General features: G+C 64.9%; 13 protein-coding genes and 3 pseudogenes. 2 read left to right on the top strand and 14 right to left on the bottom strand.

Annotated features, from left to right (window positions below; genetic code table 11):
- The 4 genes and pseudogenes from F7R02_RS27590 to rlmD all read right to left on the bottom strand — a co-directional run.
- A pseudogene (locus tag F7R02_RS27590) lies at nt 1-68 on the bottom strand (transposase); the annotation flags it as partial.
- Nucleotides 69-115: 47 nt separating this feature from the next.
- Nucleotides 116-460 (bottom strand): annotated as a pseudogene (locus F7R02_RS21640) (DsbA family protein); the annotation flags it as partial.
- Between the two features lie 224 nt (nt 461-684).
- A complete protein-coding gene (locus F7R02_RS21635) occupies nt 685-1,182 on the bottom strand; it encodes a CYTH domain-containing protein (RefSeq protein WP_078591376.1) in 498 nt (165 codons plus the stop codon).
- 86 nt (nt 1,183-1,268) lie between these two features.
- Nucleotides 1,269-2,603, bottom strand: a complete 1,335-nt coding sequence (gene rlmD, locus F7R02_RS21630; RefSeq protein WP_005931150.1) for a 23S rRNA (uracil(1939)-C(5))-methyltransferase RlmD — start codon at nt 2,601-2,603, stop codon at nt 1,269-1,271.
- 158 nt (nt 2,604-2,761) lie between these two features.
- Here rlmD and F7R02_RS21625 point away from each other — a divergent pair, with 158 nt between their 5' ends.
- The gene (locus F7R02_RS21625; RefSeq protein WP_003488206.1) at nt 2,762-3,484 is read left to right on the top strand and encodes a response regulator; all 723 of its coding nucleotides are present in this window, start codon (nt 2,762-2,764) and stop codon (nt 3,482-3,484) included.
- A 398-nt stretch (nt 3,485-3,882) separates the two neighbouring features.
- On the opposite strand, the gene recO is transcribed toward F7R02_RS21625, so the two are convergent.
- From recO to rpoE, 9 genes are all read right to left on the bottom strand, one after another.
- Nucleotides 3,883-4,605: a DNA repair protein RecO gene (gene recO, locus F7R02_RS21620; RefSeq protein ID WP_005911580.1), complete on the bottom strand. Its 723-nt coding sequence runs from the start codon at nt 4,603-4,605 to the stop codon at nt 3,883-3,885.
- A gap of 235 nt (nt 4,606-4,840) precedes the next feature.
- Nucleotides 4,841-5,740 (bottom strand): GTPase Era, encoded by a 900-nt coding sequence (gene era, locus F7R02_RS21615; RefSeq protein ID WP_078517343.1) that lies wholly within the window; start codon nt 5,738-5,740, stop codon nt 4,841-4,843.
- Entirely contained in the window at nt 5,737-6,417 is a 681-nt protein-coding gene (gene rnc / locus F7R02_RS21610; RefSeq protein ID WP_003488212.1) for a ribonuclease III, read from the bottom strand. The genes era and rnc overlap by 4 nt, the downstream gene beginning before the upstream one ends.
- Entirely contained in the window at nt 6,407-6,814 is a 408-nt protein-coding gene (locus F7R02_RS21605) for a DUF4845 domain-containing protein (RefSeq protein WP_016850781.1), read from the bottom strand. The genes rnc and F7R02_RS21605 overlap by 11 nt, the downstream gene beginning before the upstream one ends.
- Complete coding sequence (gene lepB, locus F7R02_RS21600) at nt 6,815-7,615, bottom strand: signal peptidase I (protein ID WP_003488217.1); 801 nt, start codon at nt 7,613-7,615, stop codon at nt 6,815-6,817.
- A gap of 103 nt (nt 7,616-7,718) precedes the next feature.
- Nucleotides 7,719-9,509 carry a translation elongation factor 4 gene (lepA, locus tag F7R02_RS21595; RefSeq protein WP_167521083.1) on the bottom strand — a complete coding sequence of 597 codons (1,791 nt, stop codon included), beginning with the start codon at nt 9,507-9,509 and terminating at the stop codon, nt 7,719-7,721.
- Nucleotides 9,510-9,696: 187 nt separating this feature from the next.
- A complete protein-coding gene (locus F7R02_RS21590; RefSeq protein WP_003488221.1) occupies nt 9,697-11,274 on the bottom strand; it encodes a DegQ family serine endoprotease in 1,578 nt (525 codons plus the stop codon).
- A 109-nt stretch (nt 11,275-11,383) separates the two neighbouring features.
- Entirely contained in the window at nt 11,384-12,280 is an 897-nt protein-coding gene (locus tag F7R02_RS21585; protein ID WP_078591378.1) for a sigma-E factor negative regulatory protein, read from the bottom strand.
- On the bottom strand, nt 12,277-12,897 hold the full coding sequence (gene rpoE / locus F7R02_RS21580; protein ID WP_003488227.1) for an RNA polymerase sigma factor RpoE: 621 nt from the start codon (nt 12,895-12,897) through the stop codon (nt 12,277-12,279). Before rpoE ends, F7R02_RS21585 begins: the two co-directional genes overlap by 4 nt.
- A gap of 236 nt (nt 12,898-13,133) precedes the next feature.
- Between rpoE and F7R02_RS21575 the strand changes: the two genes are divergently transcribed.
- Entirely contained in the window at nt 13,134-15,215 is a 2,082-nt protein-coding gene (locus F7R02_RS21575; protein ID WP_078591379.1) for a 3-hydroxyacyl-CoA dehydrogenase NAD-binding domain-containing protein, read from the top strand.
- 270 nt (nt 15,216-15,485) lie between these two features.
- Here the strand turns inward: F7R02_RS21575 and F7R02_RS21570 are convergent.
- Nucleotides 15,486-15,591 (bottom strand): annotated as a pseudogene (locus F7R02_RS21570) (IS5/IS1182 family transposase); the annotation flags it as partial.

Below are 15,591 nucleotides of genomic sequence, written 5' to 3'. Positions count from 1 at the left end.
ATCGCCACGCCGCTTTCGGCTTCGCGCAGAAAGCCGATGACCTGCTCGTCAGTAAAACGTTTCTTCACGTCCAATCTCCTCGGGGTAGGGAATTGGACTCCAAACTGAGGCGCTACTCAAAATTGGGTGGACGTCGAGCCAGCCAGATCAAACGATGCGCACGCAGCGTGCTGACCTGCACCTGCCCACGGCCAAAATCCAGCGGCAAGCCCTCCGCCTGCGCAGTGGCCTGGGTCTGCGCCAGGATCTGCTCGACCCGTGCCGTACCGCCGAACTTCAGCGCCAGCGCCTCGCGCAATGGCGTCGGCTCCAGGCCGGCATCCGGATCAAGCTGGAACGCGTGGTAGTGAATATCCAGGGCCGGCGCCTGCGCACCAAGCGCCGCGAGGGCGGCCTGGAAACGGCGTTTGCCGATCCAGCACCAGGGGCACACTACGTCGGACCAGATGTCGATGCGCATGAGCTGGGGTTCGTTCGTGGTGATTTGGGATTGGCAGAGCATAGACGGGATTCTGCAATCGCAAAGCGTTTGCCACTGCTGAAATTGGGGAGCGATGATGTCGCGCTGCAAAGCGCCCTGGTGCCGCGCATCATCTATTCTTGCGAATCACCCACTGCACCTCCCGCATCAGGCCTCCAAGGCGCCGAGCCGCGTGCCCGCTTTTGCGAGTGCCAAATTCCGAATCACAAATCCCCGTTCCACTGCTTGAACGGATGCGAGGCCAACGCCAGGTTGTAATAGCGCACGTCGTCGGTGACTTCGGTCCCGAGCCATTCCGGTGGGGCGAATGCTTCGTCGGGGCGTTCGAGTTCGATCTCGGCCACGATCAGACCGGCGTTGTCGCCGAGGAATTCGTCCACTTCCCACACATGGCCCTGGTAGGCGACCAGATGCCGGCGTTTGTCGATCAGGCCGCCTACGCACAGCGCCAGCAATGCGCGTGCATCGGCAAGTGGAATCGGATATTCGAACTCCTGCCGCGTATGCCCCACTTCGCGCGATTTCAGATTGAGAAATGCGCTTTCGCCCTGAATGCGCACCCGTACCGAGGCATGCTGCGTGCCGCTGCGCAGCGCCGCCTGGTCGTTGATATAGCCCTGCGCCATCGGAATCACCGCATGTGCGGCGTCGCGCCAGCCATCGCCGGTGACCAGGAATTTGCGTTCGATTTCTGTGGGCATGGGAATCGGGAATCGGGAATCGGGAATCGGGAATGGCAAAAGCATAAGCCGTTCGCCGTTACGATTCCCTACTGCCTACTCCCGATTCACCGCCTCTCAAACACCGCAATGCTTTCCACGTGCGCGGTGTGCGGGAACATGTCCATCGCGCCCGCCGAGACCAGCGTGAAGCCCTGCTCGTTGACCAGATAACCGGCGTCGCGCGCCAGCGAGCCAGGATGGCAGCTCACATAGACGATGCGCTGGAACGTCTTCAACGGCAACTGCTGCAGCACTTCCAGGGCGCCCGAGCGCGGCGGGTCCAGCAGCAGCTTGTCGAAGCCCTGGCGCATCCAGGGTGCGCTGCGCTGATCCTGGGTCAGGTCGGCGGCGTAGAACTGCGCATTGTCCAGGCCATTGCGCTGGGCGTTCTCCTTCGCCCGTGCCACAAGTCCGGCGTCGCCTTCCACACCCACCACTTCGCGCACTACGCGCGCCAGCGGCAGGGTGAAGTTGCCCAGGCCGCAGAACAGGTCCAGCACGCGGTCGTCGGGCTTGGCCTCCAACAGCGCGACTGCATGCGCGATCATCTTCTGATTGAGCGACGCGTTGACCTGAATAAAGTCCAGCGGCCGGAACGCCAGTTCCACATCCCACTGCGGCAAGCGGAACGATAGCGGCACTTCCTGCGGCCACAGCGGCTGCACGCTGTCCACCCCGCCGGGCTGCAGAAAAATCGCAAAGCCGTGCTCCTGGGCAAATGTGATCCAGGCCTGGCGGTCGCGTTCGCTGAGCGGCTGCATATGCCGAATGGTCAAGGCCACCGCATCGTCGCCGGCGATGAATTCGATCTGCGGAATGTCGCGCTTGCCATCCATGCCTTCGATCAGCGCGGCAAGCAAGGGGATCTTCTCGCCGATCTGCGGAATCACCGTGTAGCAAACGGACAGATCGGCCACGAACCGCGGGTCGAGCTCACGAAAGCCGACCAAGGTCTTGTCCTTCTTCTCGACACGACGCACCGAGAACCTGCCTTTGCGCCGGTACCCCCAGTTGTCGCCGGTCAGCGCAGGCAGCACGGCTTGCGGAGTGACATGACCGATACGCTCTAGGTTATCCATCAGCACGCGCTGTTTGGCCACGATCTGCTGCGATTCCTCCAGATGCTGCAACACACAGCCTGCGCAGACGCCAAAGTGCGGGCAGCGCGGGGTGACCCGCTGCGGCGATGCCTCCAGCACCCCCACGGTCTTGGCCTCATCGAAATGCCGGCTACGGGCGGTGGGTTCGGCGCGCACCAACTCGCCCGGCAAGGCGCCGCTGATGAAGGTGACCTTGCCGCCCTCGCCGTCGCGGCGGGCGACCCCGCGGCCGTCATGGCTCAGGTCGGTGACCGCGGTCTGGAAGGGGGTTCGGTCGAGACGGTTTCTGGTTCTGGCCACGTGGCGACAAGCTGCGGGCAAAAAGGGTGCGTATTGTCGCAGATGCGATCGACGGAGGCCGCGCCGGTCAGCGCAACAATTGTCGCGCCCCACAAACACAGGCAAACTCCCGCTGCGCGCGACAAATCAAGACGCGGCATCGCTGACAAGGAGGCAGCATGAACATGGCCACACGCCAGGAACCCCACCCACGCCTACTGCTGGTGGAAGACGACCCGATCAGCCGCGGATTCTTACAGGCTGTCCTTGAAAGTCTCCCGGCCACGGTCGACTGTGCCGATTCCCTTTCTTCCGCACTCGACCGCGCGCGCGAACGTCGCCATGACCTCTGGCTGATCGACGTCAACCTCCCCGATGGCACCGGTAGCGGTCTGCTGCGTGCATTGCGCCTGCTGCACCCGGACGTGCCGGCACTGGCGCACACCGCCGACGCGACCATGTCGATGCAGAACAGCTTGCAGTCCGACGGGTTTCTGGAAATGCTGGTCAAACCGCTGACCTCCGAGCGCCTGCTGCAGGCGGTGCGGCGCGGCCTGGCACGCGGTCGCTACAGCGTGGCCCCGGTGGGCGTGCTGGACATCGCCGCCAGCGACTGGGACGAGACCGCTGCGCTGAGTGCGCTCAACGGCCAGCAGCATCATCTCAATGCCCTGCGCGAACTGTTCCTGGCCGAGCTGCCGAGTACACGGGATGCGGTGGATTCGGCCTTGCAGATCAGCGACGAGCAGGCTTTACGCAGCCATCTTCATCGGTTGCAAGCCAGCTGCGGCTTCGTCGGCGCGGCACGGCTTGCCGGCGCAGTGCGCCTGCTGCGCGGCGACCCGCACTCGCGCACCGCACGCACCCAATTCCATGCGGCGGTGGCTGCGTTGTTGCATTGAGCGAACCCATCGCAGCGCTTCCTGCCTGACGAGATGCGCAAGACGCGGGCGTCGGTGCGCGTCCGGCTCGCCGCCATGGTCGATGTATCGCCGTTTTGCTGATCGAGCTGCGTATTGCAGATAGCACCGTCTCCACTTGCAGGCGCTTGACTGCCTGGACGAGCTCCGGGCTCGACGCAGGGCGCCTGCATTTGCTGCTCGCCCGGTCCACATCGGAGAACGAGAGTGGCGGTCGTTGTCGGGCGCATGCCGAAGGGCTTCCGGAACCGACCGGCAAGGTGCTGTCTGTCGGTTCCGAGCACCCGCTTCGCTCAATTCGCTGCTGGGTCGTGGTATCGCCGGCCGCAGCTGGACTTTTGCCGGCGCAATCGCGCATGCGCGTCCAGCGCTCCGCGCCATCAACGACGGCGCGCGAGATCCTCGAGCATTTCCCAGGATTTCAGGCCACGCCCGCCCAGATGATGCAGCAGCACGCCGCGCATGCTGCGCCGCAGGCCGGGCATGTCGTCCGCGTCCGGCATGACGTCTTGGCCCAGCGCCAGCAGCGCCGCACCGGTGACGGTTTCGCGGCGATCCTGAGCTAGCCGTTCGCTCAATACGCGCAAGGCGCCGTCCTGCGGATCCAGCCGATATCGTGCTGCCGGGTCGATCGGTTGCCCCTCGCTGTCGTGCTGCAGATCGAAAGCGAACCCCAGCCCCTCCAGCACGTCGCGCTCGAACCGGCGCAGGCCCCACGCCAACGGCAGATCGGAGGCCAGGTGGCGACGTGCCTGCGCATAACAGGCATAGAGTTCGGGCACTGGATCGTGACGCGGCGCCAGGCGCAGCAACAATTCGCTGATGTAGAAACCGGCCAGCATGGTGTCGCCGGCTAGCCGCGGCGCGGTATCCAGGGCTTCGGCCTGGCGCAGTTGGGCCAGCTCGCCGCGCTGCACGGCACTGAACTGGATCAGCTGCAAGGGCTGCAAAGCCGCGCGCAGCGCCTGCTTGCGCGGCCCCTGCACACCGCGCGCCAGCAGCCCCACCCGCCCGTGTTGCTCGGTCAGCACTTCCACCAGCAGGCTGGTCTCGCGCCAGGCCCGTACATGCAGCACGAACCCGCGCTCGTGCTCGATCAGCATGGGAGGGGAAGCCGGGATTGGGGATCCGGGACCGGGGACCCTGGAAAAGCGCCGGATCGGCCGTCGAAGTGCCGCGCGGCGCGGCGATTGAGCGCCGAGCCAATGCCGTCAGCGCAGCACCCAAATCTGAAAAAAACGAAAAAACCTCTCCTCGGCAGCATGCCGACCAAAAGCCTGACCCAGCTTTTTTTTCCGGGTCCCCGGTCCCGGGTCCCGGGTCCCGGCCTTCCCGGCCTCATTCGTACCCGAACGCCTTCAGCGCCGCCTCGTCGTCCGACCAGCCTTCGCGCACGCGCACCCAGGTTTCCAGGAACACCTTGGCACCGAACAGGCGCTCCATCTGCAGGCGCGCCTTGCCGCCAATTTCTTTCAACCGGGTGCCGCCCTTGCCGATCACGATCGCCTTCTGGCCTTCGCGCTCGACCCAGATCACCGCACCGATGCGCAGCAGCGCGCCATCTTCGGCGAAACGCTCGATCTCAACGGTGGTGGCATACGGCAGCTCTTCGCCGAGCTGACGCATCAGCTGCTCCCGCACCAGTTCGCCGGCCAAAAAGCGCTGACTGCGGTCGGTGATCTCGTCTTCGCCGAACATCGCCTCGGCTTCGGGCACCAGCTTGAGCAGGTCGCCGACCAACGCGTCCAGGCCCTTGCGCTTGAGCGCGGACACCGGATGCACGGCGGCGAAGGTGCGCCCCTCGCTGACCTGGGCCAGGAACGGGAACAGCGCGGTCTTGTCCTTGAGCCGGTCGACCTTGTTCACCACCAGCACCACCGGCACGCCGGCGTCGCTGAGCACGCGAAACGCCAGCGTGTCTTCCTCGTCCCAGCGGCCGGCTTCGATCACCAGGACCGCCGCGTCCACCCCCTCGAGCGAGCCGCGCGCAGCGCGATTCATCACCCGGTTCATTGCGCGCTTCTGCTCGCGGTGCAATCCCGGAGTATCGACCAGCACCAGCTGTCCTTCCGGGAAGGTGGCGATGCCCAGCAACCGATGGCGCGTGGTCTGCGGCCGGTTGGAGACGATGCTGACCTTCGCGCCGACCAGGGCGTTGGTCAGGGTGGACTTGCCGACGTTGGGCCGGCCGATCACCGCAACGCTACCGCTGCGGTGAGGGGAAGTGAGTTCGCTCACGTGTTTGAATCCAGTTGTGCGATGACAAGAGTCGCCGCCTGTTGCTCTGCGAGGCGACGCGAGGTGCCCTGCCCCTCGGCGCGGGCAACGGGCTGCTCCAGAATGCAGGCGACGTGGAACTGCTTGGCATGCTCGTCGCCGCTCTCGCTGATCAGCGCGTAAGTGGGCAGCGGCAGCTGGCGCGCCTGCAGCCATTCCTGCAGCCGGGTCTTGGGATCCTTCTCTGCCTTGCCCACCGGCAATGCCGCCAGCGAGGCTTCGAACCACGGCAGCACCACCGCACGGCAACGCTCGAAACCGCAGTCCAGGTAGATGGCAGCGACGATCGCTTCGACCGCATCGGCCAGGATCGAATCGCGCCGGTGACCACCGGACTTCAGCTCGCCTGGGCCAAGCGTGAGACGTTCGCCCAGATTGAGCGTACGCCCGATGACTGCCAGCGCACCTTCGCGTACGAGCTCGGCACGTGCACGGGTCAATGCGCCTTCATCGGCCTTGGGCCACCGGTGATACAGCGCCTCGGCGATCAGCAGGTTGACGATGCCGTCGCCGAGAAATTCCAGTCGCTCGTTGTGCGGCGTCCCGGCGCTGCGATGCCGCAGCGCTTGGGCGAGCAGAGCCGGATCGGCGAATGCGTGCCCGATCGGATCACCGCGTTGGAAGGTTCTATTCGACACCGCGCTTCGTCAGATCCTGTGCCGTATCGAACTTGCCGACCACATCCAGATTGCCAACCAGCTCGCGGCGGACTTCGTAATTGACCTTCATGCGCCAGCCGCCTTCGATCCGCTCGAACTTGACGTCTTCTTTTTTGACGTTTTCCGAATAATTGATGTACAGGCGCTTGAAGAACATGTCCTGCAACTTGGACGGATCCATGTCCGAAGTACCTGCCTCATTCGCCAGGCCCTTCATCGACGTACGCACTGCGTAATACTCCTGATACATCGGGAACAGCTTCATCCCGATGTACAGACCGAATCCCACCACCGCCAGCACCACCACGAACGACGTCAACGTCATACCGCTTTGCTTGCGCTTCATTGTGCTTCCCCTGGCACGCCGTGCGTGCATTTACTGGATTCCAGTCCCGATCCGCGATGGATCGAAACTCCCCTTGCAGAACCATCCTTCGCAATTGAGCCAGATCAGGAACGCCTTGCCGCGCAGATTGGCTTCCGGCAGAAAGTGCGTTTGGGTCCAGAACCGGCTGTCCTCGCTGTTGTCGCGATTATCCCCCATCACGAAATAGCTGTCCGCCGGCACGGTCCAGTCGCCCTGCCCGGCCGGCATGTTGCGGTCCAGCCATTCCAGCACGGTATGCGTGCGGCCCGGCAGATCCTCGACCAGCAGCGTGGTGCCGGTCATCTCGGCGCCCTTGCCCTTGCCGATGTACTCGCCCTTGACCGTGTAATGCATCGGCTTGTCGTTGATGTACAGCGTATCGCCGTGGAAGCCGATCTTGTCGCCCGGCAGGCCCACCACGCGCTTGATCCAGTTCTGGTCCGGCGCGTGCGGCGGCTTGAACACCACCACGTCGCCGCGCTTGGGCTCGCCGGTGGGAATGAACTTGGTATTGGTGATGGGCAGGCGGAAACCATAGGCGAACTTGTTGACCAGGATGAAATCGCCGATCAGCAGGTTGGGCATCATCGAACTGGACGGAATCTTGTACGGCTCGGCAACGAAGCTGCGCAGGATCAGCACCACCGCCAGCACCGGGAAAAAGGCGCGCGAGTAATCGACGATCGCCGGCTCGCTGTCCAGCAACCCCGCACGCGCCGCACGGCGCTTGGCCAGAAACAGCTTGTCCAGCAGCCAGATGAAGCCGCTGCCCAGCGTCAGGACAACCAGGATGATCTCAAACCATTTCATTGATGTTCCTTCGGAAAGGGAATCGAGAATCGCGAATGGGGAATAGGAACAGCAGGAGCACGCAGGCTCTTACGATTCCCGATTCCCGATTCACCATTCCCTGCTACTTATCCATCTGCAGGACAGCCAGGAAGGCCTCCTGCGGAATCTCCACGCGGCCGACCTGCTTCATGCGTTTCTTGCCTTCTTTCTGCTTTTCCAGCAGCTTCTTCTTGCGCGAAACGTCGCCACCATAGCACTTGGCCAGCACGTTCTTGCGCATCGCCTTGACCGTGGAGCGCGAGATGATCTGCGAGCCGATCGCGGCCTGGATCGCCACGTCGAACATCTGCCGGGGGATCAGGTCTTTCATCTTTTCGCACAGCTCGCGGCCGCGACGATCGGCGTGGCTGCGGTGCACGATCAACGACAACGCATCGACCTTGTCGCCGTTGATCAGCACGTCCACGCGCACGAACGGGCCGGCGTCGAAACGCACGAAGTGGTAATCCAGCGAGGCATAGCCACGGCTGACCGACTTGAGCTTGTCGAAGAAATCCAGCACCACCTCGGCCATCGGCAGCTCGTAGCTGATCTGCACCTGGCTGCCCAGGTAGTTGATGCCGATCTGGGTGCCGCGCTTTTCCTCGCACAGCTTGATGATGTTGCCGATGTACTCCTCGGGCGTGAGGACGTTGGCGCGAATGATGGGCTCGCGGATTTCCTGCACCAGGTTCAACTGCGGCAACTTGGCCGGGTTGTCCATGTTGATGACCGTGCCATCGGTCTTGAGCACTTCATACACCACGGTCGGTGCGGTGCTGATCAGGTCCAGGTTGTACTCGCGCTCCAGGCGCTCCTGCACGATTTCCATGTGCAGCATGCCCAAAAAGCCGCAGCGGAAACCAAAGCCCATCGCTTCGGAGCTTTCCGGCTCGAAGCGCAGCGCGGCGTCGTTCAGGCGCAGCTTGTCCAACGCTTCGCGCAGATCCGGGTAATCCTCGGCATCGACCGGGAACAGGCCGGCGAATACGCGCGGCTGCATTTCCTGGAAGCCGGGCAATGCATGCGGCGCCGGATCGCCGGCCAGGGTCAGGGTGTCGCCGACCGGTGCGCCGTGCACGTCCTTGATGGACGCGTTGACCCAGCCCACCTCGCCGGCGCCGAGCGCCGGCAGTTCCTTACGCTTGGGGGTGAACACGCCGACCTTGTCGACCAGATGGGTGCGACCGGTGGACATCACCAGGATCTTGCTGCCGGGCTTGATCTCGCCCTGCATCACGCGCACCAGCGAGACCACGCCCAGGTAGTTGTCGAACCAGGAATCGATGATCAGCGCCTGCAGCTTGTCGGTGTCGCGCGGCTTGGGCGGCGGGATGCGATGCACGATCGCTTCCAGCACCAGATCGATGTTCAGACCGGTCTTGGCGCTCACCGCCACCGCGTCTTCGGCATCGATGCCGATCACCGCTTCGATCTCGGCCTTGGCGCGGTCGACATCGGCCGTGGGTAGGTCGATCTTGTTGAGCACCGGCACCACTTCCAACCCCTGCTCCACCGCGGTGTAGCAGTTGGCCACCGACTGCGCTTCCACGCCCTGCGCCGCATCCACCACCAGCAGCGCACCTTCGCACGCAGCCAGCGAGCGGCTGACTTCATAGGAGAAGTCGACGTGCCCGGGGGTGTCGATGAAATTCAGGTGGTAGGTCTGCCCGTCCTTTGCCGTGTATGGCAGGGACACCGACTGCGCCTTGATGGTGATGCCGCGTTCGCGCTCGATCGGGTTGGAGTCGAGCACCTGGGCCTCCATCTCGCGCGCCTGCAGGCCGCCGCACAGCTGGATGATGCGGTCGGCCAGGGTGGATTTGCCGTGGTCGACGTGGGCAATGATGGAGAAATTGCGGATGTTCCGCATTGAATCAGAGGACATTGAGGTGGGCGCCGGCGCAGCCGTCGTCAGGGTAACGCAGCATTATCGCACGGCCGACCCCTCTGGGGCCGGGAATTGGGAATCGGGAGTGAGGAATCGGAAAAGCCAGGCGTGCTCCCGTATCGCGGAGCCGCTCTTGCCATTCCCGATTCCCGATTCTCCATTCCCTGCGTTAGCCGCCGGCCTTCAAGGCCACGTAGCTGGTCGCCTTGCCGTCGGTCACCAGCAGCATGACCACGTCGCCCTTCTTGTAGCTGGACAGGGCGCGGTTGAGCTCGGCGACGCTGCCGACCTTGGTCCGGCCCACGCGGGCGATGATCAGCCCCGGCGACAGCGGCGGCTGGGTGCTGCGTGCCGCCGCGCCCGTGACCGCGGCAATACGCACACCCTCGCCCACTTCCAGGCCCAGGCGGCTGCGTTCGGCGGCGGTCAGGTCGGCGACTTGCAGGCCGAGCAATTCCACGCTGGCCGGCGCGCCGGGCTTGGCCTCCTCGGCGGCGGTGCGCGGCGCGGCGTTCCCGGTGCCGTCCTGCAACGGTGCCAGGGTGACCGTCACGGTGCGCGGCTTGCCGTCGCGCAAGACGTCCAGGGTCACCTTGGTACCAGGCGCCATCAGCCCGATCATTGGCGGCAGATCGCTGGCGACATCGATCGACTTGCCGTTCACCGCCCGGATCACATCGCCCACCTCGATGCCGGCCTTGGCCGCCGGGCTACCGGCCGGGATATCGTTGACCAGGGCACCACGGCTATCCGGCAAGCCCAGGCCTTGCGCTTTGAGCGAGTCGATCGGGCCGACCGCCACGCCCAGCATGCCGCGACTCACGTGGCCGGTGGCCTTGATCTGCTCGGCCGCGCTGAAGGCCAGGTCGATCGGGATCGCGAAACTGATGCCCATGTAGCCGCCGGACGCGGAGAAGATCTGCGAATTGATGCCGACCACTTCGCCACGCGTGTTGAGCAGCGGGCCGCCGGAATTACCCTGGTTGATCGCCACGTCGGTCTGGATGAAGGGCACGTAGCGCTGGTCGGCGTACGGATTGCTGCGGCCGGTGGCGCTGACGATACCGGCGGTGACCGAGTGATCCAGGCCGAACGGCGAGCCGATCGCCACCACCCACTGCCCCGGCTTGAGCGTGTTGGAATCGCCCAGGCGCACGGTCGGCAGGCCCTTGGCCTCGATCTTCAGCAGCGCCACGTCGTATTGCTCGTCGCTACCCACCACCTTGGCCTTGAACTCGCGGCGGTCGGTGAGCTTGACGGTCACCTCGCTGGCGCCATCGACCACGTGATGATTGGTCAGGACGTAGCCGTCGGCCGAGATGATGAAGCCCGAGCCCATCGACTTGCCGGCGATGCCGCCGTCGTCATCGCCGCCACCGGGCCCCTGCCGCGGACCGCCCGGCATCTGGAAGTCCGGCCCGAAAAAGCGGCGGAAGAATTCCGGCATCTGATCGTCATCCGGCATCGCACCACCGCCACGACCACCCGGGCCACTGCGCTGCTGACGCGCCATGGCATCCTTGCGGGTAATGGTGGTTTCGATATTGACCACACCCGGGCCGACCTGCTCGACCAGATTGGTGAAGTCCGGCAGCCCCGCCACCAGCTGCGGCGCTGGCGTGGCACTGCGATTGGCAGCAATCGGGGCGAGGTCCTTGGCAGCGGGTGCGGGCTGCTGCGCGCAGGCGGCCAGCGGCAGAGTCATGGCGATCAGGCCGAACATCTGGGTGCGGATGCGATGGTTCATCAGGTTGCCTCCGATGGCAGGGCGACAGGGACCAGAACCCGCGTAGCAACACGGGCCCAGCACGATAATGGGAGGGAGATAGCCGAACGGATGAAGGCCGGCGACAGGGTCAGTCCTGCGGGGGCTGCGCCGGTGCCGGCCGGTTCGGCGCCGGGCTGGTAACTGCCTGTGGCGCGGGTTCGAACGGATAGAACGCCGTGCCGGGCTGGCTCTGGCGGAAACTGGCATTGAGCGAGCTTTCGCCAGCCCCGGACAAGGCCGCGCGCGGCCACGGGCGTGCCTGCAGCGTGGTATCCGGATGCGTGAACGGGTTGGACGGCGTCGCCGCAACCGCAGATGCGGTGCCCGTGGGTGCCGGGGCTGCCGCAGCGACCAGGCGGCTCGGCGCCTGCTGCTGACGCGCAGCCGCACTGCGTGCGACTTGCTGGTTGCGCGTTGCCGCGCCGCGCCGAGTAGATGCCAGCGCAGCGGCAGGCACGGCTGCAGCAAGCGCGGCCACCTCATCCTGCGTTCCCGGAGCCGGTGCGGCCGACGCCTTCGGTGCCTCAGGTAGCTGCGGCGCTTGCGAGGCAGGCGGAAGCTGGGCAGCGGTGGCATAGACGGGGGTCGTTTCAACACCGGGCGCGGCGGTGTCGGGCAGGCGCTCGCGCGCCAGGAACATGGCGATCGCCGCGACCGAAGCGGCAATCGCTGCACCGCCGCCCCAGCGCCAACGTGCGCCTGGGCGGGCCGCCGGCTGTGCTTGCGGTGCCGGCTCCTCGGCAATGGCGCCGCGCACCCGCGCCGCAAAATCCAGCGGCGCCGGCGCACTGGCCGCACCGCGCAGCACATCGCCGCACAACTGCCAGCGCTCGTGGCAGCCGGCCAATTCTTCGTCGTGGGCCAGACGGCGCAGCAAAAATCGCGACTCGTCGGCACTCAATTCGCCGTCGACCAGCGCAGACAGCTGCTGGCGATAGTGAAGTTCGAATTTGTCGGTGGTGGACATGGCAGAGTTCTGGTTCATACGCGGTGTCGCTCACGGGTAGCGCTTTCGGTCTCCAGCAGAGGCCGCAGCTCGATGTCGATGGCCTCGCGCGCCCGGAAGATGCGCGAGCGCACCGTTCCGATCGGGCAATCCATCTTTTGCGCGATTTCGTCGTAGCTCAGGCCCTCCACCTCGCGCAGGGTGATGGCCAACCGAAGTTCTTCCGGTAGCGCTTGGACCGCGCGCATCACCGTTTGTTCAAGCTCCTGTCGCATCAATTCGCGCTCCGGGGTATCGGTGTCGCGCAACCGGGTGGCTCCATCGAATTGTTCGGCATCGCTGATCTCGATGTCGTCGGTGGGCGGGCGGCGGTTGTGCGCAACCAGATGGTTCTTGGCAGTGTTGACGGCAATGCGGTGCAGCCAGGTATAGAACTGGGCGTCGCCCCGAAAACTGTTGATCGCGCGGTAGGCGCGCACGAACGTGTCCTGGGCAACGTCCTGGCATTCGCTCCAGTCGGCGATGTAGCGCCCGATCAAGGCAACGATCCGATGCTGGTACTTGCGCACCAGCACATCGAACGCCGCACTTTCGCCGCGCTGCACACGCCGGACCAGTTCCAGGTCCAGCTCCTGAGGTGTATCGACTTCGGCCATGTCGGGCCGCACTCCTGTCAGCCCACCGAAGTCGGGCAATGAGACCGCCATTGAAAAGAAAAGTTCATACCGATCCGTACGACCGTCACGCATCAGGGTAGCGGCTGCGATGCACCGCTGGCGACGCCACGCGCAAGCGCCGATCTCCCCTGTCGACAGGTATGGGTATTTGACGTGAAGGAAACAACCTCTGGATGATAACGACCTTCTCCTTCTAACGCCGGACGGCTAGACGCATGCTTCCAGGTTTCGACGGGCTCCGATTCAGCCATTGGCAGGCCGATCTGCGCGAGGACGGCGTGGTCGTGCTCAGCCTCGATCGGCAGGGCGCACCGGTTAACGCATTTTCGCAGGAGGTACTGCTGGAGCTGGGCGCCTTGGTCGAACGGCTGGCGCTGGATCCGCCAACGGGTGTAGTGCTGCGTTCGGGCAAGCCCAACGGCTTCATCGCCGGTGCCGATCTGAAGGAATTCCAGGAATTCGACCGCAAGGGCACGGTCAACGATGCGATCCATCGTGGACAGCAGGTCTTCCAGAAGCTAGCCGAACTACCGTGCCACACCGTCGCGGCGATTCACGGCTTCTGCATGGGCGGCGGCACCGAAATCGCGCTGGCCTGCCGCTACCGCGTGGCTTCCGACGATGGCAGTACGCGCATCGGACTGCCGGAAACCAAGCTCGGCATCTTCCCTGGCTGGGGCGGCAGCGCCCGCTTGCCGCGCCTGATCGGTGCGCCGGCGGCGATGGATCTGATGCTCACCGGCCGCACGGTGTCGGCCAAGGCCGCGCGCGCGATGGGCCTGGTCGACAAGGTCGCCGCGCCTGCCGTGCTGGTGGATGCGGCCGCCAGCCTGGCGCTCGCCGGCACCACCCGTGCGTTCAAGCAACGCGCCACCGCATGGGCCACCAACACCTTGCTGGCGCGCAAACTGCTGGCGCCGCAGATGCGCAAGCAGGTGGGGCGCAAGGCGCGCAAGGAGCATTACCCGGCGCCCTATGCCTTGATCAACGTCTGGGAGCGGGCGGGCGGTAGCGGCATCCAGGCGCGCCTGGCGGCCGAGCGCAAGGCGGTGGTCAAGCTCGCCAGCACGCCGACCGCACGCAACCTGATCCGGATCTTCTTCCTGACCGAGCGTCTGAAAGCGCTGGGCGGGAAGGAAGCAGCCGGCGTGACCGTAGCCCCGATTCGCCATGTGCATGTGATCGGCGCCGGCGTCATGGGCGGCGATATCGCCGCCTGGGCGGCTTACAAGGGCTTCGACGTCACATTGCAGGACCGCGAGCAGCGTTTTATCGATACGGCGCTGACACGCGGTGGCGAGCTGTTCGCCAAGCGCGTCAAGGACGATGCCAAGCGGCCGGCAGTAGCGGCGCGTCTGCGCGGCGACCTGGCCGGCGCGGGCGTGACGCAGGCCGACCTGGTGATCGAGGCGATCATCGAAAACCCGCAGGCCAAGCGCGATCTGTATCAATCGATCGAGCCGCAACTCAAGCCGGATGCATTGCTGACGACCAATACCTCGTCGATTCCGCTGACCGACTTGCGTGGCCACATCCAGCGTCCGGCGCAATTTGCCGGCCTGCACTACTTCAACCCGGTGGCGATGATGCCGCTGGTGGAAATCGTGCAGCACGATGGCCTGGATCCGGCCAACGTCGCGCGCCTGGCTGCGTTCTGCAAGACCTTGGACAAGTTCCCGGTGCCGGTGGCCGGCACGCCGGGTTTCCTGGTCAACCGGGTGCTGTTCCCCTACCTGCTCGAAGCGGCCACCGCGTATGCCGAGGGCATTCCCGGCCCGGTGCTGGACAAGACGGCAGTGAAGTTCGGCATGCCGATGGGGCCGATCGAATTGATCGACACCGTGGGCCTGGATGTGGCGGCCGGCGTGGGTGCCGAGTTGGCGCCATTCCTGCGTTTGCCGATCCCGGCGGCACTGGCGACCGTGGAAGCCGGCAAGCGCGGCAAGAAGGACGGCCAGGGCCTGTACAAGTGGGAGAACGGACGCGCCGTCAAACCCGAGGTTGCCAGCGGTTACGCTGCACCGGCGGATTTGGAAGATCGCTTGATCCTGCCGCTGCTCAACGAAGCGGTAGCGTGCCTGCACGACGGCGTGGTGGCCGACGCAGACCTGCTGGACGCCGGCGTCATCTTCGGCACAGGTTTCGCACCTTTCCGTGGCGGCCCGATCCAATACGTCCGCAGCGTCGGCGCAGACGCGCTACTGGAGCGCCTGCAGGCCTTGCATGCCCGTTATGGCGAACGCTTCGCGCCGCGCCCGGGGTGGGACTCACCGTTGTTACGGGAGGCTGCGGCGTAAGCCACACGTCCATCTTCTGCCTCGAGCAGGCGCTATTCGCGATGACAAACGATGCGTGGAGGGAAGGATCGTTGCGCACAGGCAACCAGACGCAGCCCTTGGCTCAGGTACAAAAAAGAACGGCGAGCCGAGGCCCGCCGTTCTCGTTTTACCTAAGGAAGGTCTGAATAACGAGGCCTGAGAGTGCGGGATGTCGCGTCGTTCCGAAGAGTGGCGTTTGAATCTTTGGAATTTCGCCATTTCTGGCGCTTTCCGTGGGAATTTCCTGGTTTACAGGCGCACGCTCCCCATAGCCGGCAGCAACTGCTTTCGCTTCATCCACAGATTGGAGAGCGCAAACAAGGTCAGCACGTGTGCGGTGTTTTTGGCCAGGCCG

Source organism: Xanthomonas cissicola, from assembly GCF_008801575.1.
GTDB lineage: Bacteria > Pseudomonadota > Gammaproteobacteria > Xanthomonadales > Xanthomonadaceae > Xanthomonas > Xanthomonas cissicola.
The sequence above is the reverse complement of the archived record's forward strand: the minus strand, read 5'-3'. Positions and strand labels throughout refer to the sequence as shown.

Excerpts from the sequence above, each read along its gene's own strand:
- lepA (WP_167521083.1), bottom strand. The coding sequence starts at position 9,509 with ATGCGGAACATCCGCAATTTCTCCATCATTGCCCACGTCGACCACGGC.
- F7R02_RS21635 (WP_078591376.1), bottom strand. The coding sequence starts at position 1,182 with ATGCCCACAGAAATCGAACGCAAATTCCTGGTCACCGGCGATGGCTGG.
- F7R02_RS21605 (WP_016850781.1), bottom strand. The coding sequence starts at position 6,814 with ATGCACGCACGGCGTGCCAGGGGAAGCACAATGAAGCGCAAGCAAAGC.
- lepB (WP_003488217.1), bottom strand. The coding sequence starts at position 7,615 with ATGAAATGGTTTGAGATCATCCTGGTTGTCCTGACGCTGGGCAGCGGC.
- F7R02_RS21585 (WP_078591378.1), bottom strand. The coding sequence starts at position 12,280 with ATGAACCAGAACTCTGCCATGTCCACCACCGACAAATTCGAACTTCAC.
- F7R02_RS21590 (WP_003488221.1), bottom strand. The coding sequence starts at position 11,274 with ATGAACCATCGCATCCGCACCCAGATGTTCGGCCTGATCGCCATGACT.
- recO (WP_005911580.1), bottom strand. The coding sequence starts at position 4,605 with ATGCTGATCGAGCACGAGCGCGGGTTCGTGCTGCATGTACGGGCCTGG.
- F7R02_RS21625 (WP_003488206.1), top strand. The coding sequence starts at position 2,762 with ATGAACATGGCCACACGCCAGGAACCCCACCCACGCCTACTGCTGGTG.
- F7R02_RS21575 (WP_078591379.1), top strand. The coding sequence starts at position 13,134 with ATGCTTCCAGGTTTCGACGGGCTCCGATTCAGCCATTGGCAGGCCGAT.
- rpoE (WP_003488227.1), bottom strand. The coding sequence starts at position 12,897 with ATGGCCGAAGTCGATACACCTCAGGAGCTGGACCTGGAACTGGTCCGG.